This is a genomic window from Bradyrhizobium sp. SZCCHNS1050, from assembly GCF_032484785.1.
In the GTDB taxonomy this organism is placed as follows: Bacteria; Pseudomonadota; Alphaproteobacteria; order Rhizobiales; family Xanthobacteraceae; genus Bradyrhizobium.
The window spans coordinates 4269324-4291638 of the sequence record NZ_JAUETR010000001.1 but is presented as its reverse complement, the minus strand read 5'-3'; the positions used below and the strand labels follow the sequence as shown (position 1 = coordinate 4291638).

General features: G+C 64.2%; 22 protein-coding genes. 6 read left to right on the top strand and 16 right to left on the bottom strand.

Going from position 1 to position 22315, the window contains the following annotated elements:
• Positions 1–30 precede the first annotated feature (30 nt).
• Complete coding sequence (polX, locus tag QX094_RS19455) at positions 31–1791, bottom strand: DNA polymerase/3'-5' exonuclease PolX (RefSeq protein ID WP_316188091.1); 1761 nt, start codon at positions 1789–1791, stop codon at positions 31–33.
• 22 nt (positions 1792–1813) lie between these two features.
• Complete coding sequence (locus QX094_RS19450; RefSeq protein WP_316174861.1) at positions 1814–3157, bottom strand: nicotinate phosphoribosyltransferase; 1344 nt, start codon at positions 3155–3157, stop codon at positions 1814–1816.
• A gap of 162 nt (positions 3158–3319) precedes the next feature.
• Here QX094_RS19450 and QX094_RS19445 point away from each other — a divergent pair, with 162 nt between their 5' ends.
• Positions 3320–3538, top strand: coding sequence for a ChaB family protein (locus tag QX094_RS19445; protein WP_315714354.1), 219 nt, complete (start codon positions 3320–3322; stop codon positions 3536–3538).
• An 11-nt stretch (positions 3539–3549) separates the two neighbouring features.
• Here the strand turns inward: QX094_RS19445 and QX094_RS19440 are convergent, their stop codons facing one another.
• On the bottom strand, positions 3550–4212 hold the full coding sequence (locus QX094_RS19440; RefSeq protein WP_315714353.1) for a phosphoribosyltransferase: 663 nt from the start codon (positions 4210–4212) through the stop codon (positions 3550–3552).
• Between the two features lie 241 nt (positions 4213–4453).
• Between QX094_RS19440 and QX094_RS19435 the strand changes: the two genes are divergently transcribed.
• Entirely contained in the window at positions 4454–5392 is a 939-nt protein-coding gene (locus QX094_RS19435; protein ID WP_316174863.1) for a hypothetical protein, read from the top strand.
• Between the two features lie 10 nt (positions 5393–5402).
• Here the strand turns inward: QX094_RS19435 and QX094_RS19430 are convergent, their stop codons facing one another.
• From QX094_RS19430 to QX094_RS19420, 3 genes are all read right to left on the bottom strand, one after another.
• Positions 5403–6395, bottom strand: a complete 993-nt coding sequence (locus tag QX094_RS19430; protein ID WP_315714351.1) for a ribose-phosphate diphosphokinase — start codon at positions 6393–6395, stop codon at positions 5403–5405.
• Between the two features lie 51 nt (positions 6396–6446).
• The gene (locus QX094_RS19425; RefSeq protein ID WP_316174864.1) at positions 6447–7013 is read right to left on the bottom strand and encodes an HPF/RaiA family ribosome-associated protein; all 567 of its coding nucleotides are present in this window, start codon (positions 7011–7013) and stop codon (positions 6447–6449) included.
• Positions 7014–7195: 182 nt separating this feature from the next.
• Complete coding sequence (locus QX094_RS19420; RefSeq protein ID WP_316174865.1) at positions 7196–7618, bottom strand: hypothetical protein; 423 nt, start codon at positions 7616–7618, stop codon at positions 7196–7198.
• A gap of 185 nt (positions 7619–7803) precedes the next feature.
• Between QX094_RS19420 and QX094_RS19415 the strand changes: the two genes are divergently transcribed.
• On the top strand, positions 7804–8103 hold the full coding sequence (locus QX094_RS19415; protein WP_316174867.1) for a hypothetical protein: 300 nt from the start codon (positions 7804–7806) through the stop codon (positions 8101–8103).
• A gap of 40 nt (positions 8104–8143) precedes the next feature.
• On the opposite strand, the gene QX094_RS19410 is transcribed toward QX094_RS19415, so the two are convergent.
• Positions 8144–9073: a hydrogen peroxide-inducible genes activator gene (locus QX094_RS19410; protein ID WP_315714347.1), complete on the bottom strand. Its 930-nt coding sequence runs from the start codon at positions 9071–9073 to the stop codon at positions 8144–8146.
• 229 nt (positions 9074–9302) lie between these two features.
• Between QX094_RS19410 and katG the strand changes: the two genes are divergently transcribed.
• Positions 9303–11483, top strand: a complete 2181-nt coding sequence (gene katG, locus QX094_RS19405) for a catalase/peroxidase HPI (protein WP_315714346.1) — start codon at positions 9303–9305, stop codon at positions 11481–11483.
• Positions 11484–11578: 95 nt separating this feature from the next.
• On the opposite strand, the gene QX094_RS19400 is transcribed toward katG, so the two are convergent.
• A complete protein-coding gene (locus QX094_RS19400) occupies positions 11579–12394 on the bottom strand; it encodes a lytic transglycosylase domain-containing protein (RefSeq protein ID WP_409977953.1) in 816 nt (271 codons plus the stop codon).
• Positions 12395–12571: 177 nt separating this feature from the next.
• Here QX094_RS19400 and QX094_RS19395 point away from each other — a divergent pair, with 177 nt between their 5' ends.
• Both QX094_RS19395 and QX094_RS19390 read left to right on the top strand, forming a co-directional pair.
• On the top strand, positions 12572–12817 hold the full coding sequence (locus tag QX094_RS19395; RefSeq protein ID WP_315714345.1) for a hypothetical protein: 246 nt from the start codon (positions 12572–12574) through the stop codon (positions 12815–12817).
• Between the two features lie 190 nt (positions 12818–13007).
• Positions 13008–13595 (top strand): PepSY domain-containing protein, encoded by a 588-nt coding sequence (locus QX094_RS19390; protein WP_315714344.1) that lies wholly within the window; start codon positions 13008–13010, stop codon positions 13593–13595.
• Positions 13596–13604: 9 nt separating this feature from the next.
• Here the strand turns inward: QX094_RS19390 and QX094_RS19385 are convergent, their stop codons facing one another.
• The 8 genes from QX094_RS19385 to QX094_RS19350 all read right to left on the bottom strand — a co-directional run bounded on the left by QX094_RS19385 (position 13605) and on the right by QX094_RS19350 (position 22294).
• Positions 13605–14297 (bottom strand): TetR/AcrR family transcriptional regulator, encoded by a 693-nt coding sequence (locus QX094_RS19385; RefSeq protein WP_315714343.1) that lies wholly within the window; start codon positions 14295–14297, stop codon positions 13605–13607.
• A gap of 148 nt (positions 14298–14445) precedes the next feature.
• Positions 14446–15168 carry an HAD-IA family hydrolase gene (locus tag QX094_RS19380; RefSeq protein ID WP_315714342.1) on the bottom strand — a complete coding sequence of 241 codons (723 nt, stop codon included), beginning with the start codon at positions 15166–15168 and terminating at the stop codon, positions 14446–14448.
• Positions 15165–16109, bottom strand: a complete 945-nt coding sequence (gene cbbX, locus QX094_RS19375; RefSeq protein ID WP_315714397.1) for a CbbX protein — start codon at positions 16107–16109, stop codon at positions 15165–15167. Before cbbX ends, QX094_RS19380 begins: the two co-directional genes overlap by 4 nt.
• Positions 16110–16279: 170 nt before the next feature.
• Positions 16280–16696, bottom strand: a complete 417-nt coding sequence (locus QX094_RS19370; protein WP_315714341.1) for a ribulose bisphosphate carboxylase small subunit — start codon at positions 16694–16696, stop codon at positions 16280–16282.
• Positions 16697–16771: 75 nt separating this feature from the next.
• Positions 16772–18232, bottom strand: a complete 1461-nt coding sequence (locus QX094_RS19365) for a form I ribulose bisphosphate carboxylase large subunit (RefSeq protein ID WP_315714340.1) — start codon at positions 18230–18232, stop codon at positions 16772–16774.
• A 35-nt stretch (positions 18233–18267) separates the two neighbouring features.
• Positions 18268–19350: a class II fructose-bisphosphate aldolase gene (gene fba / locus QX094_RS19360; protein WP_315714339.1), complete on the bottom strand. Its 1083-nt coding sequence runs from the start codon at positions 19348–19350 to the stop codon at positions 18268–18270.
• Positions 19351–19394: 44 nt separating this feature from the next.
• Complete coding sequence (gene tkt / locus QX094_RS19355; RefSeq protein WP_315714338.1) at positions 19395–21422, bottom strand: transketolase; 2028 nt, start codon at positions 21420–21422, stop codon at positions 19395–19397.
• The gene (locus QX094_RS19350; protein ID WP_315714337.1) at positions 21419–22294 is read right to left on the bottom strand and encodes a phosphoribulokinase; all 876 of its coding nucleotides are present in this window, start codon (positions 22292–22294) and stop codon (positions 21419–21421) included. The genes tkt and QX094_RS19350 overlap by 4 nt, the downstream gene beginning before the upstream one ends.
• Positions 22295–22315 lie beyond the last annotated feature (21 nt).

Sequence of the window (22315 nt, the reverse complement as noted above, 5' to 3'; positions counted from 1 at the left end):
CGCAACGTTGCGAAGGATCAAACAATCCGGCTAGCGCTTCAGCATTTTCTTCGCCCGCGACAACGGTTGAGTGTTGATGACGTCTGCGGCTTCGAGCCAGCCTCGGCGCGCCTGATCGACGCCGAAACGCATGTTGGCGAATCCAGCCGTCGAATGTGCGTCCGTCGAGATCGCCAGCTTGACGCCCGCGGACTTGGCGGCATGAACATGGATATCGTTGAGATCGAGCCGGTCCGGGTCGGCGTTGAGCTCGAGATGACAGCCGCGCTCGCCCGCCGCCGCAATGACGGCTTCCATGTCGATCTCGTAAGGCTCGCGGTCCCCGATCAACCGTCCGGTCGGATGACCGATAATCGAGACATGGCGATTGTCCATCGCCCGGATGATGCGCTCGGTCTGCATCTTGCGCGAGAGCTCGAACTTGTAGTGAACGGAAGCAACGACCAGATCGAGCCGCGACAGGATCTTGTCGGGCAGATCAAGCCGTCCGTCCGCCAGAATATCGACTTCGGCGCCTTTCAGCACCGTAAATCCATCCAGCCGGTCGTTCAAACGGTCGATCTCGTCGATCTGACGCGACAGACGTCCGGCATCGAGACCATGGGCGACTGTGACGTGTTGGCTATGGTCGGTCAGAGCCATATAGGCATAGCCTCTTGCCTTGGCGGCCGTCGCCATCTCGGCGATCGCGGCGGTGCCGTCGGTCCATTTGGAATGGACGTGCAGGTCGCCTCGAATATCGGACAGCGTAATCAGTTTCGGGAGCTTTTTTGCTCTTGCGAGCGCGATCTCGCCGCGATCCTCGCGCATCTCGGGCGGAATCAGGGGCAGCCCGAGCTTGCCATAGATCTCCTCCTCGGTTGCTCCGGCGATGCGCCGCTTGCCGGCGAACAGGCCATATTCGTTCAGCTTCCAGCCGTGGTCGGTAGCGAGTCCGCGCAAGGAGATGTTGTGCGCCTTGGATCCGGTGAAATACATCAGCGCGGCGCCGTAGCTGGCCTCAGGAACAACGCGCAGGTCGACGTGCAGCCCGGAGCGCAGCACCACTGCCGTCCGCGTATCGCCATGAGCGAGCACATTGGCGACATTGTCGTATCGAGAGAGTCTCCCGCCGGCGGCGTGGCCGTCACGTGCCACCATCAAGATATCAAGATCACCGACGGTATCGCGCCTGCGACGGTAGCTTCCGGCGACGATCACCTGTCCATCGGTCGCGTCTGGCCTCAGATAGCTGAGGAGTGCTTCCGCTTCGGCTTCGGCCTCGGATAGTCTGAAGCGCCTCTCGGCTCGAGGCTTGGCCAACGCCGCGGTGAGCTTTTCCTCGCTCTTGGCACCGAAGCCCCGAAGCTCTCTCAGCCGACCCGACCTCACCGCGCGCCTGAGGTCCGCGAGTGACCGCACGCCCAGCTTGTCGTAGAGCAGTTTGACGCGTTTCGGACCCAAGCCCGGGAGTGCCGCGATCTCTCCGAGATCGCCGGGCAGTTCACGCTTGAGCTTGTCCAGCACATCGAAATGATGGGTTGCGACGATCGTTTCGATCTTTCCTGCCAGATCCTTGCCGATACCTGGCAGCTCGGAAAGATCCTCACCCGCCTTCAAGAGGTTGGTGATGCTCTTGGGCAGACGTTCAATCACCCGCGCAGCATTGCGATAGGCCCGCGAACGAAACGGATTGTCGCCTTTGATCTCGAGAAGTTCGGCGGTCTGGTCGAACATCTCTGCAATTTCGGCATTCTGTACCGGCATCGATGCACCTCCGTCGCTTGACAGGCTAGAGAGGGATCGAGCCACTTCCCTTGATGCAGATCAGAATTCAAGGACGCGAGCCTATCCGGTCGGTGACAGCTGCCAGCTGTTCAAGGTGGCTCGAAATCTGCACCGGATAGGGCGCGACCGCTTTGGAGGTTCTCAGCTCCGGAGGCAGTTGATCGAGCTGCCGGCGCGCGTGAGCCCGGATGTCATGAAGTGAAGGTTGAGAGGCGATAGGGCGTCCGCCGAGCATCACTGCCTGGATCAGCGTTTCCCCCTCTTGTTGGTCCTCCTCGGTCGAAAGAATGTCTGCGAGCATGCGGCCATCCCTGTCATACCGGCGCCAAACCTGCTTGCGGCCGGGCCAGGTGGCCTTTCCCGTCGAGCGCTTGCGACGGGGCAAGCCCGCATACTCCTGCAGCTTATAGGCACAGTCGAGTGCTGGCGCATCGGACGACGTGACGAGGCCCGTGCCGATGCCGATACCGTCGATCGGCGCCGCATCCCGAGCGAAAGCAATCAGGGTACCCTCCTCGATCCCGCCACTGACGAAGATGCCGGTGTCCTTGAGTCCGCCGGAATCCAGAATGCAGCGCACCTTCTTGGCGAGCGCAGACAGATCCCCGCTGTCAAGCCGCACGGCGCTGACCGCAATTCCAAGCTCCCTCAATCGGGGCGCCAGCATGACGACCTTCCTCGCGGCCGCCTCGGTGTCATAAGTGTCGATCAGCAGGACGAGATTCTCTGGCCTGGCGCGCGCAAACGCCTCGAATGCTGCAGCTTCGTCATCAAAGGATTGAACAAACGAATGCGCCATGGTGCCATAGGTCGGAATGCCGAATGACTTCTCGGCCAGGAGGGTTGCCGTGCCGGAGAATCCAGCGACATAGCTCGCGCGGGCAGCCAGCAGCCCTGCCTCGGCACCATGGGAGCGACGCAAGCCAAAATCGACCAGGAGCTTGTCTGGCGCGAGTAAGACCAAGCGCGCGGCCTTGGAGGCAATCAGAGTCTGAAAATGCATAATGTTGATCAGGCGCGTCTCGACAAGCTGCGCCTCCGGCAAAGGAGCCGTAACCCTAAGGATCGGTTCGTTGCCAAAGAACACGGTGCCTTCCGGCATCGCGTGAACCTCGCCGGTGAAGCGGAAATTGGCGAGATAGTCGATCAACGACTTGCTGAACCTTTCCGTTCGCTCAAGCCAGCCGAGTTCGTCTTGCGAGAACCGTATGTTTTGCAGGAAATGGAGCGCCTGCTCCAGTCCGGCCGCCATCAGGAAGCTGCGCTGAGGCGGCAGCTTGCGCACAAAGAACTCAAATACGGCTGTATCAGTCTGGCCCGATTCAAGGTACGCTTCGATCATGGTCATCTGATACAGATCGGTTAGCAGCGCGCTCGGTAACGGGTCCATCGATGTCCTCGGCGCTCACATGACGTCAGCCATCCCTTCGATGTCTGCGCATCCGCATTTGACGCCGGTCAAGAGGCGGAAGCAAGTTGCCTCTATCCTTTTTGCTGGAAACGCCGCGGTGTCCCGAGCAAGGCGCGGCAGTTTGCGTCCGAGGCAATAGCCATGCCCTATCGCACAAACATCGATCTTCCCCCTGCTGTTCGCGCTCACCTCCCATCACACGCGCAGGACATCTATCGGGAAGCATTCAACCACGCCTTTGCCTCCCATGCGGAAGACGAGCGGCAGGAAGAGATTGCTCACCGTACAGCCTGGGCAGCGGTGAAGCGATCCTACGTGAAGGTCGGCGACCGCTGGGAGCCGCTGCCCCACGACCATTAGACGCCGGCTCGTCAGGAGGCGTGCATGGATCTGCTTGATGGAAACTGCCTCAAAGTGGCAATCACCTCGTCGTCGCTGACCTGATGAAAGTCGCGATAGAAATAGCCGATCGCGCCAAACTCCTGAGGCTCATGCAGACAGACGACGGCATCGACTTCCGCATGCAATTTCCTGATGGCGTCCGGCGGCGCGACCGGGACCGCAAGCACGAGCTCTTTCGGTTCCTGCTTCCGAACAGCCTTGATGGCGGCAAGCGTGGTTGCGCCTGTCGCAACGCCGTCATCGACGATGATCGCAACCTGCCCCTTGACTTCGGCGCGAGCCCGATCGCCCAGATAGCGCTTGCGGCGCCGTTCGATCTCAGCACGTTCCTCCCTGCAGACGACCTCAAATTCTTCGGAGGTGACGCCGGATAGCTCGATCACGTCCTGGTTACGTATGGTGGTCATGCCCTCACCATCCGCGATGGCGCCCATTGCGAGCTCGGGCTGCCCCGGCAACCCGATCTTGCGGACCAGCAGCAGATCGAGTGGCGCATTGAGGGCTGCTGCGACTTCCGCCGCAACCGGCACGCCGCCGCGTGGCAGCGCAAGAACGACCGGGTGCCGCCCCTTGTATTTGAGCAGCGCCTCGGCGAGTTGCCGGCCGGCATCGGTTCGGTTCTGGAACAGCATGGCAGACCTCATGCGGAAGAGGGGCAGGATATGAGCCGGACAGCCACTGCTATTGATCCGTATCAAGCTGCCGGCTGCCTCGATTGGCGATAGGCATCATATGCCCGGATGGCAGAATGAACCCTGGGGCGAGGACGCTGAGAATGGCAGCGCGACCGCTCTTGCTCGCAAGGTGGCGTTTCTCAGCCGGCCGGACAGTTATGTCCCGGCGCCCGACGCTGTGATCACGCGGGAGACCCACATGTCCTGGGTCTTCATGGTTGACGAGCGCGTCTACAAGCTCAAGAAGCCGGTTCATTTTCCATATCTCGATTTCTCCAGCCTTGAGCGCCGCGCAGAGGCCTGCCGCGCGGAGGTTTCGCTGAACCGAAGGCTGGCGCCCGACGTCTATCACGGCGTGGTGCCGCTGACGGCTGCGCCGGGTGGCTACGCCATCGGAGGAGGCGGGCACATCGTCGATTGGCTCGTCGTCATGCGCCGGCTCGACGAAGGCCAGACGCTCGAAGTCGGGCTTCGCGATCGCAAGGTCTCCCAGGCCCAGATCGATGGTTTGGCAGGTCGCTTGAGCCGCTTCTATTCGCATGCGCGCCGGATCATGATCAATCCGGAGAGCTACATGGTGACCCTGCAAAAGGCAGTTCTGGCGGATCGGCGAGGTTTGCTCGAGGCGGCCTTCGACCTGCCCCGCGGCACCATCGAGCGCATCGCCAACCTGCAATGCCGTTTCCTGCGGCAGCGGACCGAGCTACTGGCGCAGCGGGTGCATCACCGGCTCGTCCTCGACGGCCATGGCGATCTGCGGCCGGAACATATCTGGTTGAGCCCTCCCTTCCCCATCATCGACTGCCTGGAGTTCAATGCCCGCTTGCGGACGTCGGATGCGCTGGACGAAATTGCCTTCCTGCACTTGGAATGCGCTCGACTGGGAGGAGCGTGGGTCGGTGAGAGGCTTCGGCGATATCTGGCCGTCCAGCTCGATGATGACCCGGCCAGCGGACTGTTCTTGTTCTATCGGATTGGCCGCGCCATGCTGCGCGCCAGGCTATCCATCGCTCATCTCGCCGACGCCCATCCACGGACGCCGGAAAAATGGCCGCGGCTGGCGCGCACCTATCTCAAACTTGCCAAGGCGGACGCAGCGCAGCTTGAGCGGCAGCTCACGGCGAGAGCCAGAATTTGAATTGCGGGGATCAATCCTGATACGGAAGCAGCTCCGTCAGCGGCTCGTTGTGGTGCAGCCGACGAATGGTCTCTCCGAGAAGGGGCGCCGCCGAGACAATCTCGAGCTTATCGCGAACCGCGCCCGGCGGAAGCCTGAACGGTGGCACGCTGTCGGTCGCGATGATGCGGCCAATCGCAGGGTCGGCGAGCGTCGTTGCCGCGCCCGGCATGAACAGGCCGTGCGCGACGCAAGCTATCACCTCTTCGGCTCCATGGGCACGGGCCGCCTTCGCCGCCCGCACCAGGGTTCCACCGCTGCTGATGAGATCATCCACGATCACGCACAGCGCGTTCGCCACCTCCCCGGCGAACAAATCGCCCGAAACGACGCCGGAGCTGCGATGCTTCTCCACGAATGCCTTGCCGATCGGACGGCCGAGCGCTTTCCCAAGAACCTCGCGAAGCAGGTCCGCTCGCTTGCCGCCTCCGAGATCCGGCGAAACCACGGCAATCGGCCGATCAGCCGCGATCGCCTTGATCCTGCCGATCAAGAGCGGCGCCGTGCTCAGCGCTACCGATGGGCAACGAAACGCGTTCTCGAACGCGGCCTCGTTGTGAACTTCGAGGGTCACCACTGCGTCAACACCGATCGCCTCGAACATGGTCGCAAGATAACGGATCGTGACGGGGTCATTGGCCTTGGTGCGACGATCCTTTCGCGCATAGCACAGATACGGTGCGACCGCCGTCACCCGCGCAGCACCGGCATCCTTCAACGCTCCGACCAGGAACAGCAGCCGGCACAGCTTGTCGTTCGGACTCTCGTCAGGACCGCCATGGAGGCTATGCAGAACGTAGACGTCGCAGCCGGCGACAACCTCCAGCGGCCGCACCTTGTGTTCGCCGTCCTCGAAGCTGCGTTCTTCGACAGCGGCGAGACGGCATCCGAGCGCGTGAGCGATTTTTTCGCCAAGCCCTTCCGTGCCATGAAGACAGAACAAACGCAGGCGATCACCAATCATCGGTTACCTCCAACGTCAAACCTGCTCGCCGCTCGCGTCTCGGCCGCCGATCTAAGCCCGCAGCCCATGTTTCCCGAGCATTCTGACCGTGCTCGCCTGCGGTCCTTTTTCTCCGATCTCCTCGACGTAGCTTACGCGGGCGCCGGGCACGATGCTTGATCCACCATCAACGACACTATTGCAGTTGAAATAGACTTCGTGGCCGTCGGCGGCTTCCAGAAAGCCGAACTGGCCGCTTGGATCGATACGCGCAACGGTTCCGATCGGTTGAGACTCGTGCGTCTTGACATCGCCACGCATCAGTCGCGCCCGGTCCTGCAATTGTCGACGCGCGCGTTTGAATGCGTTGTCTACGGCGAAGGTCAAGTCGACGTACCGTTCATCCAGCTTCGGGGTACGGCCAACGTGGACTTCCCGACCGTCGGGCAGCGCCAGCCGAACGCTCACCAGATATTGACCGCCGGTTTGGTGATGACCACCCGGACCTTTGACCATGACGCGCGCCGCAGTGATCCGGCCAAAGCGGCTCTCCAGTTCCGCGATATGTTGCTCAACGGCAGCCCGGATTTCAGCGGAGACGCGAATCCCTTCAAATTCGATTTGAACTGGTGTTTGCATTTCCGGCTCCTCTCCCGTGTCGAACTTATTGGACCACGGGAGCGAGGAGCAGCTTTGAGCAAGATCAACTTGCCTTCAGCGTTCTGGCTGCCACGCGATCACGATCAGCTCGCAGCAAACACGAAATCGTCTGCGCGATCGCTCGCGCAGACGACAGGGCATCCGGAACCAATCAGCCGATCTCACCAGGGGCCGCCCCACGGACCACCCCAGCCATAATAGTGATGCCGCCAATACGGACGGGCATAATAGGGACGGCCGTAATACGGCCCGTAGCCGACGCCGACATAGCCGTAGGGCGGACCATAATAATAGGGATCGTCGTAGTAATAGGGCGATGCCGTCGCCGCGATCCCGGCGCCGAGAAGCGCGCCGGCCGCGAGCGCGCCTGCTCCCCAGCCCCAGCCGCCGCCACGCCAACCGCCACCACGCCAGCCGCCGCCATGCCAGCCGCCATAGCGGACCTGAACCGTGCTGAGCGGCGCAACGTCGGCCTTCGCCGCGGCCGACAGCGCAGTGACGGGTGCAGACAACGCCGGAGCGCTCGCTCCGGCCAGCAGCGCGCCGGACAGGGCCAGCGCTCCCACATAGTTCAAGCTTCGCATCGCAAGGACTCCTCGACCAAGGTCATCACGCATGACTGCCCGCGAAGGTCATCCGGCGCAGTCCTCCGCCGCGATCGCGGCGACGAGCAAATGAGCTGCTCGTCGCTACGAACCACCTGTCGGCGCGACCGTTCCATTGCAAAAGCGCGATCGCCGGCGAGACATCCCTTCAATGCCGGCCGAGATTGCTTGAGCTGCCGGAATTGTCGTCGCCGGTGCTCGGGCTGTTGTTGTCGAGCAAGCCGGTGGCGTCATTCGGCGCCGATGGCGTGCGCCCCGATCCGTTCCCCGCCGCGCCCGATCCCATTCCGGTCGTCCCCGTCGCGTTTCCGGGTCCGCCCGGCGTTGAGGTTGTCGCGTCGCGGGAGGCGCCGGCGCTGCTGCCACCCGTGCCGCTGCCATCAGCCAAGGCGAGCTTGCTCGGCAACGCGAGCGCAGCAGCGGATGCGATCAAGGTCAATTTCGTGGAGGATGCCCTTCCCTAAGGAAGGACAAGGCCGCCTCGGACGGGATGGTCCCGAAGGATCAGCTTCGCCGTTTGCGGCCCTGCGCTGCCGCGGCCTGCTTGCGCAGACCCTCGGCCGCGCTGCCGACGATCTCGGAAATCTGCATCAGTTGCTTGGCGAGCGGGCTGGTCTTGCGCCAGACCATGCCGACCGTACGCTGCGGCTGCGGATCGGCGAAACGCGCGAGCGACACCGACGCCGACCGCGTCTCGACGCCGACCGCCATCTCCGGAATCAACGTCACGCCCATGCCGGCGCCGACCATCTGCACCAGGGTCGACAGCGAGGAGGCATCGAGCATCTCGCGCGGCGCCTGCATGTTGCAGAACGACAGCGCCTGGTCACGGAAGCAGTGCCCCTCCTCCAGCAACAGCAGCCGCATCTCGCGCAGCATCTCGCTGCTCGGCACCGCCGCGCCTTCATATTCCGGCGGCCGCACCAGCAGGAAGCTCTCCGCGAACAGCGCGACCTCGGTCAGCGACGGCTCCGACACCGGCAGCGCGACGATCGCGGCATCGAGGCGGCCCTCGACCAGTTCCTCGATCAGCTTCGGCGTCTTGGACTCGCGGACGTGGATGTCGATCTCGGGATGTCTGCGCGTCAGGTTCCCGATCACCTTGGGCAGCAGATAGGGCGCGATCGTCGGGATCATGCCGAGCCGCAGCCGGCCCGTGAGCTTGTCGCGCGAGGCGCGGGCGAAGTCGCCGAGCTCATCGACCGAGCGCAGGATCTCGCGCACGCGCTCGGCGAGCTGCTCGCCGAATCGCGTCAGCACCACCTGGCGCGCATTGCGCTCCAGCAGCACGCCGCCAAGCGCGTCCTCCATCTCCTTGATCTGCATCGACAGCGCCGGCTGCGAGATCGCGCAGGCCTCCGCGGCGCGGCCGAAATGGCCGAGACGCGCCAGCGCATCGAAATAGCGAAGCTGCCGCATCGTCAAATGTATCATCAGTTAATCTTATCGTTCACCGCCGCGGAGTCAATTTTCCCTGACCACAATCTTGAGATGCCGCGGTTACGCACCGTGTCCATATGCGTTTGGATGGCGTCAGACCAGATTCATCAGATAATCTTATCGTTGCGATCACCAATCTCAATTTCCCCTGATCGAAGCAGCCGCGTAGGGTCCCGGCTCCCACCCCAGGGGGGAACCATGACGATCACGTCAGGAGAGAAACATGGATGACGTCAGCAAGTGCCCGTTTTCGGGCGGCTTGAAGGGATTTTCGAACAAGGATTGGTGGCCGAACCAGCTCAATCTCTCGGTCCTGCATCAGCACTCGAACCTCTCCGATCCGCTCGGTGAGGCGTTCGATTATTCCAAGGAATTCAAGAGCCTCGATCTCGACGCGCTGGTCAAGGACCTGCACGCGCTGATGACCGATTCGCAGGACTGGTGGCCGGCCGATTTCGGCCATTACGGTCCGCTGTTCATCCGCATGGCCTGGCACGCCGCCGGCACCTATCGCATTGGCGACGGCCGTGGCGGCGCCGGCACCGGCCAGCAGCGCTTCGCGCCGCTGAACAGCTGGCCAGACAACGCCAACCTCGACAAGGCCCGCCGCCTGCTGTGGCCGATCAAGCAGAAGTACGGCCAGAAGATCTCCTGGGCCGACCTGTTCGTGCTGACCGGCAACGTCGCGCTGGAATCGATGGGTTTCAAGACCTTCGGCTTCGGCGGCGGCCGCGCCGATACCTGGGAGCCCGAGCAGGACATCTATTGGGGCCCCGAGGGCAAGTGGCTCGCCGACGAGCGCTACAGCGGCGACCGCGAGCTCGCGGGTTCGCTCGCTGCCGTGCAGATGGGCCTCATCTACGTCAACCCGGAAGGCCCGAACGGCAATCCCGATCCGCTGGCTGCCGCGCGCGACATCCGCGAGACCTTCGCCCGCATGGCGATGAACGACGAAGAGACGGTGGCGCTGATCGCCGGCGGTCACACCTTCGGCAAGACCCACGGCGCGGGTGATGCGTCGCTGGTCGGGGCCGAGCCGGAAGGCGCCGACATCGCGCAGCAGGGTCTCGGCTGGGCCAGCAAGTACGGCTCGGGCAAGGGCGGCGATACCATCACCTCCGGCCTCGAAGTGATCTGGACGACGACGCCGACCAAGTGGAGCAACAACTTCTTCTGGAATCTGTTCGGCTACGAATGGGAGCTGACCAAGAGCCCGGCCGGCGCGCATCAGTGGAAGCCGAAGCACGGCGCCGGCGCCAACACGGTGCCGGACGCGCATGACAAGTCGAAGCGGCATGCGCCGTCGATGCTCACCACCGACCTCGCGCTGCGCTTCGATCCGGCCTACGAGAAGATCTCGCGCCGCTTCCTGGAGAACCCGGATCAGTTCGCCGACGCCTTCGCCCGCGCCTGGTTCAAGCTGACCCATCGCGACATGGGTCCGAAGGTGCGCTACCTCGGCCCGCTGGTGCCGAAGGAGGACCTGATCTGGCAGGATCCGGTGCCGGCCCTCGATCATCCCGTTGTCGACGACAAGGACGTCGCGGCGCTCAAGGCGAAGATCCTCGCCTCGGGTCTGTCGGTGTCGCAACTGGTGTCGACGGCCTGGGCCTCAGCCTCGACCTTCCGCGGCTCGGACAAGCGCGGCGGCGCCAATGGCGCGCGCATTCGCCTGGCTCCGCAGAAGGACTGGGCGGTCAACAACCCGGCCGAACTCGCCAAGGTGCTCTCGACGCTCGAGGCCATCCAGAAGGAGTTCAACGCGCAGGCCTCCGGCGGCAAGAAGATCTCGCTCGCCGACCTGATCGTGCTGGCCGGCAATGCCGGCGTCGAGGCGGCCGCCAAGAAGGCCGGCGTCGAGGTGACCGTGCCGTTCGCGCCCGGCCGCACCGATGCCTCGCAGGAGCAGACCGACGTCGAGTCGTTCGCGGTGCTCGAACCGACCCATGACGGCTTCCGCAACTATCTCAGCGGCAAGCAGTGGCTGTCGGGCGAGGAGCTGCTGGTCGACAAGGCGCAACTGCTCACCTTGACCGCGCCGGAGATGACCGTGCTGGTCGGCGGCCTGCGCGTGCTCGGCGCCAACGCCAACGGCTCCAAGCATGGCGTGTTCACCGAGCAGACCGAGACGCTCTCCAACGACTTCTTCGCCAACCTGCTCGACATGGGCGTGGCCTGGCGTCCGGTCGATCAGGGCGAGCACACCTTCGAGGGCCGCGACCGCAAGTCCGGCGCGATCAAGTGGACGGCGACCCGCGCCGACCTGATCTTCGGCTCGCACTCGCAGTTGCGCGCGCTGGCTGAGGTCTATGCCAGCTCGGATGCCAAGCAGAAGTTCGTCAAGGACTTCGTCGCCGCCTGGACCAAGGTGATGAACCTCGACCGGTTCGATCTGAAGGCCTGAGGCGACAAGCCGACTGACCGACACCAAAGAGAAGCGGCGCTTCAGTGATGAAGCGCCGCTTTTTTCATTGGACATGTCTATCAGTCGCGGGCCCGTCAGCGCGCCGCGGCCGAGCCGCCGCCGTCGATCTGGCGGCCCATCAGCGCGATCGCCTTCTGATAGACGCCGGCGGCGTTCCAGGCCTCGATGGCGGCGAAGTTCGGCTCGCCCGGCTGATAGCCGGCGCCTGCCTTCCAGCCGTTGGCGCGCAGGAAGTTCGCGGTCGAGGCCAGCGCGTTGGCGGCGACGTCGAGATTGCCGACGCCGTAAGCGAGGATGTTCTTCGGCATGAATTGCGTCTGCCCGACCTCGCCATGCATCGAGCCGCGGGTGTTGCCCGAGAGCACGCCGCGGTCGATCAGCTTGAGCGCGGCATAGAGCTGGTCGGTGAAGAACTCCGGACGGCGGCAGTCATAGGCGAGCGTCGCGATCGACGACAGCATGTGCTGATTGCCGCGCTGGCTGCCGAACGCGCTCTCCATGCCCCAGATCGCGATCAGCGGTCCGGGCGGCACGCCGTAACGCTGCTCGATCGAGGCGAACATCGCCGCCTGCGACTGCTTGAGCTGGCGGCCGCGCGCGACGATCGCAGCAGCCCCGCGCTTGGCGAGGAACTGATCGAGCGACAGCGAGAAGCTGCGCTGGCCGCGATCGGCGGCGATCGTCGCGGAGGCGTAGTTGGTCTGCATCAGCGCGGCGATCGCGGCGCCGCCGACGCCCTTCGCCCGCGCCTCCTCGCTGAATTCGCGCTTCCACGCCTCGAACCCCGCCGGCGACGAACCGCACTGCGCCGCTTGCGCAACGCCGCCGCAGGCTGCGAGCAGCGTCGCGACGGTGAACGTGAAGGTGATCATGGCCCGGCGCTTAATCATTCAGACTCCTCTGGTCGCGTCCGCCGATGCGGCCTGCATCGTGACCCCTGTCGGGACATCGGACGCCGCTGCGCGGCAATATCGGCCGCTCCCGGTTGAAACGGCGACAACCTATCGGAAATGGAAGAAAATCATAGCCGGCGGCGCATTAGCCGCAGATGAACGCGCCGAGCACCCGTGATTGCGCAGCCGCCCATCGACATGCGTGGCCGTGCGGGTTCCAAGGACGCAGCTCCCGCAATCGTGATCAGCGCCATCTACATCATCATGACCTGCCGGACGTCCACCGGTTTCCAGCCGGTCGAAAACAGCGCCAAGGCGATCGCGATCCGCTCGCTGGCCATGACGAGCAAACGCGAGATCCAGAGCTATCTCCCGCCACCTATCAGTTCGCCAGGCACAATGGCTTGGCCTTCAACGTGACGGCGATCGCCCCTCCATCCCCGAGGGCCACGGCGTCGGCTTCGACACCGACTACATGACGCCGCCGGTACCGTAACCTTGACATATACGCTGCCCTTAATTATAAAACGATACAGTTTCGTTTTATCACAACCGTTTTCCGAGGGAATGCTCTACAAGCACCGACCGAGATCGGAGACAGCAGGCCGTCATGAAACGAATCATTCTGTTGACCTTGATCCTGCTGTCATGGGCGCCCCTGGCGCACGCGGTCGCCGGGACCGGCTCCGGCATGCAGACCGAGAGGGATCCGTCAGCCTCCACCGATCCGGCACTGAGCCAGGAGACGATCGATCGCGAGCTCGACAAGTTCCGGCGGACGGAGGTGTCACTGCACCAGGCGCTGCGGATCGCCGAAAGGATTCATCCGGGCTCCAAGACCGCGGACATCAGCTTCGAGGGTGGGCTCGACGCGCCCGTCTACAAGGTCCGAACCCTGCAGAGCGGACGGATCTGGGAATCCGACATCGACGGCACCACGGCGAAGGTGCGCAACAGCGTGCTGTTCTCCACCGTGGATGGACTGAGCGAAAGCGATCGTAACAGCCTGGCTGCCCTCACCACGGTCCGGCTCAAGATGTCGGATGCGATTCGGATCGCCGAGCGCTCGGCGGCCGGCCGGGCGATCAGTGGCGGCCTGATGAACAAGGACGGCAAGCTCGCCTTCGTCGTGGTCGTCGTCAGCGGCAACGATCTCAAGCAGGTGACGCTCGAACCGTCATCGCTCCGGCGACGCTGATCGCGCTGCTCAGACCTTCGGCTGCAGCGCCAGGAACGTCTTGACCCGGTCACGGACGAAGCCGGGCAGCTCCCTGCGGATCGTCCTTTCGCTCTCACCCATGAGCGAGCGCATGATCACCGGCATGACGATCAGATCGATGAAGATCTCGGCAGAAACGGCCGACGCCTTCGACGGCGTCCGGCGAGCGGTCGTGGCCGAGGCGCCGATCGTCTCGCCGAGCAGCACCGCCACGGCATGGGTGGCCCGCTTGCGCGAGACGTCATGAAACTGACAACTGAGATCGGGAAACCGGTAAGCCTCCCCGATCGTGACCCGTAACAATCCCAGCGAGTCCTTCAGCGCGCGATCGACGATGGCGATGGCCAGTCCAACCAGCTTTTCCTGTGCGGTGCCGGCCACCGGCGTGTAGGACCCGAGATTCATCACGTCGTTGATGGACCGCGCGACGACGGCGGCGAACAAGGCGGCCTTGCCGGTGTATCGGGCATAAATCGTCGGCTTGCTGGCGGGGGCGCGCTCGGCGATCTCGTCGATGCTGGCGCCGTCAAAGCCGCGCTCGAGAAACACCGCGCGCGCAGCGTCCAGAATACGTTCCTCGATATTTCCAGCCAGCGCCTTCGGCGGCCGTCCCACCCGCCCGCGAAACGCTTCCGTGCGTGCAACGTCCGTACGTTTCAATTTGGCCTGCGTGCGGGCCATACTCAACGACCTCGACTCGACATGAAGATATGTCGTCAAGGGATTACACGTTCTTGTCGAGACGGCAATAGAACGACCACGCCACGCGGCTATGCGCATGGTGGCGTACATAATCGGCAACGCATCAGCACAAGCACCTCAAAATACCTCAGGTAACAAGCTCCCCGAGATCGTCGAACACGGCGAGCGCACCGTCGAACGCGTCGTCATGAAAGTAGAGGCTGCGCGTGATCAGCACGGGAACGCCGGCGCGGGTCGCAGCCATCAACCCGTTACCGGAGTCCTCGATCGCGATGCAACTGGCCGCGGGTAGATCGAGCTGCGACAAGACCTCCAGGTAGACATCGGGCGCAGGCTTCTTGCGCACGACATCGTCGGCCGCCACGACGGCGGCAAATCCTGCCTCCCAGTTCGCGCCCAGCGCGGGCGCCAACAGGGCATCGATATTGGCGCGCGTGGTCGTCGTCGCGATCGCGAGCCGCTGCCCGCGGGCCGAGGCAGCCTCCAGCAATGCTTGAACGCCCGGACGCAACGGGCAGCCCTTGTCGGCCATCAGCGCGGCAAACCGCTCCGTCTTGATGCGATGAAGCCGGGCAACGACGGCGTCGCTGAGCGGAGGACCCGTGCGCCGCATCTGGTCGAACGCACGAACGCGCTCCTTGCCACCGGTGACACGCAGCAGCTCCTTGTAGATGCGGCGGCCCCAGTGCCAGTCGATGCCCACCGCGACGAACGCCTCGTTGAAGGCCTCGCGATGGATTTCCTCGGTCTCGGCCATCGTGCCGTCGACGTCGAAGATCAGCGCGCCGGCGTCGGCGATGCGGCGCCGGAGGTCGTCGAGCGGCGCGTTCCTCACCAGAGCCAGACTCATGGTTGCACCTCCACCCTGCCGTCTCCCGCGTCGGTCCCCTTGGCGAACACGCGGCTTGCCAGCACGTCGCTGGCTTCGATCGACATCACGTCATCGGACGTCAGCACGCGGTCGAGCCGCGACACCAGCCGGTTGGCCTGGCGCAGGCGGATCCGATCCAGCGCATTGCGGATCGAGCGCGCGTTGGAGAACATGGGCTGAGTGCGCCGGACGGCGATGTATCTTTCGAAAGCGGCGCGGGCCTCCGGCGTGAAGCGATAATTCTGCCCTTCCAGCATCATCTCGGAGATCGTCAGCAGCTCGGCCTCCGAATAGTCGGGGAAGTCGATGTGATGGGCGATGCGCGAGCGGAAGCCGGGATTGCTCTGGAAGAACTTCTCCATCCGGTCGGCATAGCCGGCAAGAATGACCACGAGGTCCTCGCGCTGCGACTCCATGATCTGCAGCAGGATCTCGATCGACTCCTGGCCGTAGTCGCGCTCGTTCTCGGGACGGTAGAGATAATACGCCTCGTCGATGAACAGGACGCCCCCCATCGCCTTCTTCAGCACCTCCTTGGTCTTCGGCGCGGTGTGGCCGATATACTGGCCGACGAGGTCGTCGCGGGTGACGCTGATGACGTGGCCGCGGCGCACGAAGCCGAGCCGGTGCAGGATGCCGGCCATGCGCAGCGCGACAGTGGTCTTGCCGGTGCCGGGATTGCCGGTGAACGACATGTGCAGGGTCGGAAACGTCGTCGCCAGCCCCATCTTGCGGCGGATCCGCTCCATCATCAGCAGCGACGCGATCTCGCGGATTCGCGTCTTGACCGGGGTGAGCCCGACCAGCTCGCGGTCGAGCTGCTCCAGCACCGGCGCAATATCGACGCTCTCGAACTCGCGGCGCAGGTCGACGGTGTCGACCGGCGTCGCCTCGGTGGTGTCCGTCTGCGTGGCCTGCATCATCGGCTGGTGCTCCGTTCTGGACGTTCGCATCAGATCGCCGTGCGTTCGATTGCGAACCTGGCAGCAACGAAGCAACGGCAAATAGAAGGTGATATGGCCGCTCCGGGCGGAGATCCCTGCCACGCCGCAGACCCGCAGACGCAGCAGCGACCTCCGCCCGCCAGGGATCAGTAACGCTGGCCTTCCGGGCGCTCGGCCGCGTAGGACCGCGTCGAATAACGCTGATTGCGCCCGACGGTTTCCTGCCGGTCGAGCCGGAAGCCCGGCTCGTTCTGCGGCCGGTTGACGATGAAGGACAACCGGGTCGATTCCCAGCCATGGCTGGAATCGAAGGCCGAGATGCGGATGTAGCGGTCGCCGTAGATCTTCCGGCACTCGGTCAGCTCGCGCATGATGCCGGCGGCGTCACGCAGGTCGAACATCGGCAGGCCCCACATCTCCCAATAGGTGTTGCGGGGATGCGGATCGTCGGTGAACTCGATGTTCACGGCCCAATTCTTCTCGAGGCAATACTGGATCTGAGCGGAGATCTGCTCGTCGGTCAGATCGGGCAGGAAAGAAAAGCAACCCTGGGTCACGCGCATGTTGATGTCTCCTGATATCGCTGAAACGGGCGAGCCGGTGTCCGGCTCGCATCGCGGCGTCGCATCGAACGATTGTTAGGCGGCAGGCGTCACTGTCGGGACGAAGTCCGGCGAATCGGTCGATTCGTAGTTGAAGGTGACGTCCTTCCAGATCTCCAGCGCCTCGCGCAGCGGCGTGCAGGTCTGTGCCGCCTTGGCCAGGATCTCCGGACCTTCATGCACGTAGTCGCGGCCCTCATTGCGGGCGAGGATCATCGCTTCCAGCGCGACGCGGTTGGCGGTCGCACCGGCGGCGATGCCGCGCGGATGGCCGATCGTGCCGCCGCCGAACTGCAGCACGACGTCCTCGCCGAGCAGGTCGAGCAACTGGTGCATCTGGCCGGCATGGATGCCGCCGGAGGCCACCGGCATCAGCTTGTTCAGGCTGGCCCAGTTCTGGTCGAAGAACACGCCATGCTCCAGCCGCATCGGATTGAAGTCCTCGCGGCAGATGTCGTAATAGCCGCGCGTGGTGTTCGGATCGCCTTCGAGCTTGCCGACCACGGTACCGGCATGGATGTGGTCGACGCCGGCGAGCCTCATCCATTTGGCGATGACGCGGAACGACACGCCGTGCGCGCGCTGCCGCGTGTAGGTCGAGTGACCGGCACGATGCAGATGCAGGATCATGTCGTTCCGGCGCGCCCATTTCGCCATCGACTGGATCGCGGTGTAGCCGATCACGAGGTCGATCATGACGATCGTCGAGCCGAGCTCCTTGGCGAACTCGGCGCGCTCATACATGTCCTCCATCGTCGCCGCGGTGACGTTGAGGTAGGTGCCCTTGATCTCGCCGGTCGCCGCCTGCGCCTTGTTGACCGCCTCCATGCAGTACAGGAAGCGCTCGCGCCAATGCATGAACGGCTGCGAGTTGATGTTCTCGTCGTCCTTGGTGAAGTCGAGCCCGCCCTTCAGCGCCTCGTAGACGACGCGTCCGTAGTTGCGGCCGGACAGGCCGAGCTTCGGCTTGACGGTGGCGCCGAGCAAGGGACGGCCGAACTTGTCGAGCCGCTCGCGCTCGACGACGATGCCGGTCGCCGGCCCCTGGAACGTCTTCACATAGGCCACCGGCAGCCGCATGTCCTCCAGCCGCAGCGCCTTCAGCGGCTTGAAGCCGAACACATTGCCGATGATCGAGGCGGTCAGGTTGGAGATCGAGCCGGGCTCGAACAGATCGAGGTCATAGGCGATATAGGCGAAATAGCTGCCGGGCGAGCCCGGCACCGGCTCGACGCGGTAGCACTTGGCGCGATACTTCTCGGCCGCCGTCAGCCGGTCGGTCCACACCACGGTCCAGGTCGCCGTCGAGGATTCGCCGGCGACCGCGGCGCAGGCCTCGGTCGGATCGACACCGTCCTGCGGCGTGACGCGGAACAGCGCGATGACGTCGGTGTCCTTGGGCTGATAGGACGGCTCCCAATAGCCCATCTTCTTGTATTCCATCACGCCGGACTTGTAGCGATCCTTGCCGCGCACCGTGATCGATTGGTCGTTCATGTGTTCCTCCTGGATTTTCGTTGTGGCTGTGGACGTCACGCAGCTTCGGTCATTCCCCCAATTCGTGGATCGAGCGCGCCGGAGCGATAGCGCTTGGCCATCTCCGACAGCGGCAGCACCTTGATCCTGGATGCATTGCCGGCGGCGCCGAACTGCTCGAACCGCTCGCGGCAGAGCTCGCGCATCGAATCCATCGCGGGCTTCAGGAATTTGCGCGGATCGAACTCGCTCTTCGACGACGCGCCGACTTTTCGGAAGATGGCGGTCATTGCCAGCCGGCAGTCGGTGTCGATGTTGACCTTGCGCACGCCGTGACGGATGCCGCGCACGATCTCCTCGACCGGGACGCCCCAGGTCTGCGGCATCTCGCCGCCGAACTGGTTGAACATGTCCTGCAGGCTCTGCGGCACCGAGGACGAGCCGTGCATGACGAGATGCGTATTCGGCAGCCGGCGATGGATCTCCTCGATCACGTTCATGGCGAGAATCTCGCCGTCCGGCTTGCGCGAGAATTTGTAGGCGCCGTGCGAGGTGCCCATCGCGATCGCCAGCGCATCGACCTTGGTGGCGCGGACGAAGTCGACCGCCTGGTCGGGATCGGTCAGCAGCTGCTCGCGGCTGACCTTGCCCTCGAGGCCGTGACCATCCTCCTGCTCGCCGCCACCATGTTCGAGCGAGCCGAGCACGCCGAGCTCGCCCTCGACCGAGGCGCCGACCCAGTGCGCCATATCGGTGACGCGGCGGGTGATGTCGACGTTGTAGTCGTAGTCGGCCGCGGTCTTGGCATCGGCCCTGAGCGAGCCGTCCATCATCACGGACGTAAAGCCGTACTTGATCGCGGTGGCGCAGGTCGCCTCGTCATTGCCGTGGTCCTGGTGCAGGCAGAGCGGGATCTGCGGATACATCTCCTCCAGCGCGTCGATCATCTTGGACAGCATGATGTCGCCGGCATAGGAGCGCGCGCCGCGCGAGGCCTGGATGATCACGGGGGCATCGACGGCCGCGGCCGCCTCCATGATCGCCAGCCCCTGCTCCATGTTGTTGATGTTGAACGCCGGCACGCCGTAGCCGCGCTCGGCCGCATGGTCCAGCAATTGTCTGAGCGTGATCCGCGCCATGTTGGTCTCCGTCCCTGGTTCGATGTTCTGCTTGGTGGCGCGGCTCAGGAAGCCCGCGCCCGGATGATGTTGCGCATCGCCGCATCGGCCACCGCCGCAGGCGTGATGCCGAATTCGCGGTACAGCACCTCGGCCGGCGCCGAGGCGCCGAAGCCGTGCATGCCGACGAACTCGCCGGCATCGCCGAGCCAGCGCGCCCAGTCGCCCTCGATCGCGGCCTCCACGCCGATGCGCGGCACGTGGCCGAGCACCGCGGCGCGATACTCTGCCGACTGCTTGCGAAACAACTCGAAGCACGGCGCCGACACCACCGCCGCCTGGACGCCCTCGGCCGCCAGCAGCTTGGCCGCCTCCAGCGCGATCGCCACCTCCGAGCCGGTCGCAATCAAGGTCACATCGCGCCCAGCCTCGGGCTCGATGACCACGTAAGCGCCGCGCGCGACCTTGTTGTGATCCGATGCCTCGGTGCGGAAGGCCGGCAGGGCTTGCCGAGACAGGCACAGCACCGACGGCGAGGTCTCCGCGCGCAGCGCGCAGTCCCAGGCTTCCGCCGTCTCGACCGCGTCGGCCGGGCGGAAGACCAGGAGGTTCGGAATGGCGCGCAAGCTCGCGACATGCTCGACTGGCTGATGCGTCGGGCCGTCCTCGCCGAGGCCGATGGAATCGTGGGTCATCACGTGGATAACGCGGATGCCCATCAGCGCGGCCAGCCGAATCGCCGGCCGGCTGTAGTCGGCGAACGCGAGGAAGGTGCCGCCATAGGGAATGAAACCGCCATGCAGCGCGATGCCGTTCATGGCCGCAGCCATCGCGTGTTCGCGCACACCATAGTGCACGTAGTTGCCATCCATTGCGGCCGGTGTGACGGATTTGTGCGTCTTTGCCTTGGTCAGGTTGGAATGAGTCAGGTCCGCCGAGCCGCCGAGCAGATTTGGCAGCACTGTCGCAATGACATCGATGACGTTCTGCGAGGCCTGGCGGGTGGCGATCTTCGGCCGCTCGGCCGTGAGCTGCGCGATGAACTGCGCCATGCGCTCGGTATAGGCGGCCGGCAGCTTCTTGTTCAGCGCGTCATGGCACGGCGATCGGTCCGCGGTGCACAGCTTGCGCGCACGCTCCTTCCAGGCCTGGCGCACGCTGCGGCCGCGCGCGCCGATCTCGCGCCAGCTCACCAACACATCGGCTGGCACCTCGAACGGACGGTGCGGCCAGTGCAGTGCCGCGCGGGTCTTCTCGACCTCCTCCGGCCCGAGCGGCGCGCCATGCGCCTTCTCCGAGCCCTGCCGTCCGGGTGAGCCGAAGCCGATCGTCGTCCGGCACGCAATCATGCTCGGGCGGTTGCTCTGCCGCGCCGCCGCGATAGCAGCCTCGATGGCTTCGGGATCATGGCCGTCAATGCGGGACGTCGCCCAGCCCGACGCCGCGAAGCGTGCGAGCTGATCGTCGGAGCAGGCAAGACCCGTCGAGCCGTCGATCGAGATGCCGTTGTCGTCGAACAGCACGATCAAGCGATTCAGCTTGAGATGGCCCGCGAGCGAGATCGCCTCGTGGCTGATGCCCTCCATCAGGCAGCCGTCGCCGGCGATCACGTAGGTATAGTGATCGACCAGATCGTCGCCGTAGCGCGCGTTCATCAGGCGCTCGGCGAGCGCCATGCCGACCGCCGTCGCGATGCCCTGCCCGAGCGGACCGGTGGTGGTCTCGACACCAGGCGTGTGGCCATACTCAGGATGCCCCGGCGTCTTGGCGCCCCATTGCCGGAACCGCTTCAGCTCATCGATCGTGACGGCCTCGTAGCCAGTCAGATGCAGCAGCGCATAGAGCAGCATCGAGCCGTGTCCGGCCGACAGCACGAAACGGTCGCGATCGGGCCAGGCCGGATCGGCGGGATCGAATTTCATGAAGCGTGAGAAAAGGACGGTTGCCACGTCGGCCATGCCCATCGGCATGCCCGGATGACCCGATTTCGCCTTTTCGACTGCGTCGATGGCCAGGAAGCGGATGGCATTCGCCATCTCGGCATGGCTGGGATCGGCTTTCGGAGCCAGCGTTTGCACGGCGGTGGCGGTCATAGCGTGCGCCTCTTTCGGTCCATCAGTTGCATGATCATGGGGGTGAGAATGAGCTGCATCGCGAGATCGAGCTTGGCGCCGTGGATCACGATCGAATTGGCGCGCGACATGAAGCTCTGCGGAATCATCGAGAGCAGATAGGGGAAGTCGATGCCGCGCGGGTTCTTCAGCCGGATCACGACCATCGATTCATCGGGCGTCGGGATCCAGCGGGCGACGAACGGGTTCGAGGTGTCAACCGTCGGCACGCGCTGAAAGTTGATGTCGGTCTCGGAGAACTGCGGGATGATGTAGTTCACGTAGTCCGGCATGCGGCGCAGGATCGTGTCGGTGACCGCCTCGGTGGTGTAGCCGCGCGACGCGCGGTCGCGGTGCAGCTTCTGGATCCACTCCAGGTTCATCACCGGAACAACGCCGATCTTCAAATCGGCGTGCTGCGCGATGTTGACCTTGTCCGTGACAACGGCGCCGTGCAGGCCTTCGTAGAACAGCAGATCGGAGTCCTCCGGCAGCCGGCTCCACTCGGTGAAGTTGCCGGGCCTTGTGTCGTAGAGCCGCGCCTCCTCCTCATCGTGGACGTAGTGGCGCGTCATGCCGGTGCCGGTCTCGGAATAATCGCGAAAAGTCTTCTCGAGCTCCTCGAACAGATTGGTGTCGGGGCTGAAATGGCTGAAGTGCTTGTTGCCGATCTCGGCCTCCTCGACCATCTTGCGGCGCATCTCCTCGCGATTGTAGCGATGGAAGGCGTCGCCCTCGATATAGGCCGCCTTGACGTTCTCGCGGCGGAAGATGTTCTCGAAGGTCTTCTTGACGGACGTGGTGCCGGCGCCCGACGAGCCGGTGATCGAGATGATGGGATGACGACGTGACATGAACTTTCTCCGGAAGGCGCG

Coding starts and splice junctions, on each gene's coding strand:
- QX094_RS19450 (WP_316174861.1), bottom strand. CDS start 3,157: ATGGACCCGTTACCGAGCGCGCTGCTAACCGATCTGTATCAGATGACC.
- QX094_RS19445 (WP_315714354.1), top strand. CDS start 3,320: ATGCCCTATCGCACAAACATCGATCTTCCCCCTGCTGTTCGCGCTCAC.
- QX094_RS19440 (WP_315714353.1), bottom strand. CDS start 4,212: ATGCTGTTCCAGAACCGAACCGATGCCGGCCGGCAACTCGCCGAGGCG.
- QX094_RS19435 (WP_316174863.1), top strand. CDS start 4,454: ATGTCCTGGGTCTTCATGGTTGACGAGCGCGTCTACAAGCTCAAGAAG.
- QX094_RS19430 (WP_315714351.1), bottom strand. CDS start 6,395: ATGATTGGTGATCGCCTGCGTTTGTTCTGTCTTCATGGCACGGAAGGG.
- QX094_RS19425 (WP_316174864.1), bottom strand. CDS start 7,013: ATGCAAACACCAGTTCAAATCGAATTTGAAGGGATTCGCGTCTCCGCT.
- QX094_RS19420 (WP_316174865.1), bottom strand. CDS start 7,618: ATGCGAAGCTTGAACTATGTGGGAGCGCTGGCCCTGTCCGGCGCGCTG.
- QX094_RS19410 (WP_315714347.1), bottom strand. CDS start 9,073: ATGATACATTTGACGATGCGGCAGCTTCGCTATTTCGATGCGCTGGCG.
- katG (WP_315714346.1), top strand. CDS start 9,303: ATGGATGACGTCAGCAAGTGCCCGTTTTCGGGCGGCTTGAAGGGATTT.
- QX094_RS19400 (WP_409977953.1), bottom strand. CDS start 12,394: ATGATTAAGCGCCGGGCCATGATCACCTTCACGTTCACCGTCGCGACG.
- QX094_RS19390 (WP_315714344.1), top strand. CDS start 13,008: ATGAAACGAATCATTCTGTTGACCTTGATCCTGCTGTCATGGGCGCCC.
- QX094_RS19385 (WP_315714343.1), bottom strand. CDS start 14,297: ATGGCCCGCACGCAGGCCAAATTGAAACGTACGGACGTTGCACGCACG.
- QX094_RS19380 (WP_315714342.1), bottom strand. CDS start 15,168: ATGAGTCTGGCTCTGGTGAGGAACGCGCCGCTCGACGACCTCCGGCGC.
- cbbX (WP_315714397.1), bottom strand. CDS start 16,109: ATGCAGGCCACGCAGACGGACACCACCGAGGCGACGCCGGTCGACACC.
- QX094_RS19370 (WP_315714341.1), bottom strand. CDS start 16,696: ATGCGCGTGACCCAGGGTTGCTTTTCTTTCCTGCCCGATCTGACCGAC.
- QX094_RS19365 (WP_315714340.1), bottom strand. CDS start 18,232: ATGAACGACCAATCGATCACGGTGCGCGGCAAGGATCGCTACAAGTCC.
- fba (WP_315714339.1), bottom strand. CDS start 19,350: ATGGCGCGGATCACGCTCAGACAATTGCTGGACCATGCGGCCGAGCGC.
- tkt (WP_315714338.1), bottom strand. CDS start 21,422: ATGACCGCCACCGCCGTGCAAACGCTGGCTCCGAAAGCCGATCCCAGC.
- QX094_RS19350 (WP_315714337.1), bottom strand. CDS start 22,294: ATGTCACGTCGTCATCCCATCATCTCGATCACCGGCTCGTCGGGCGCC.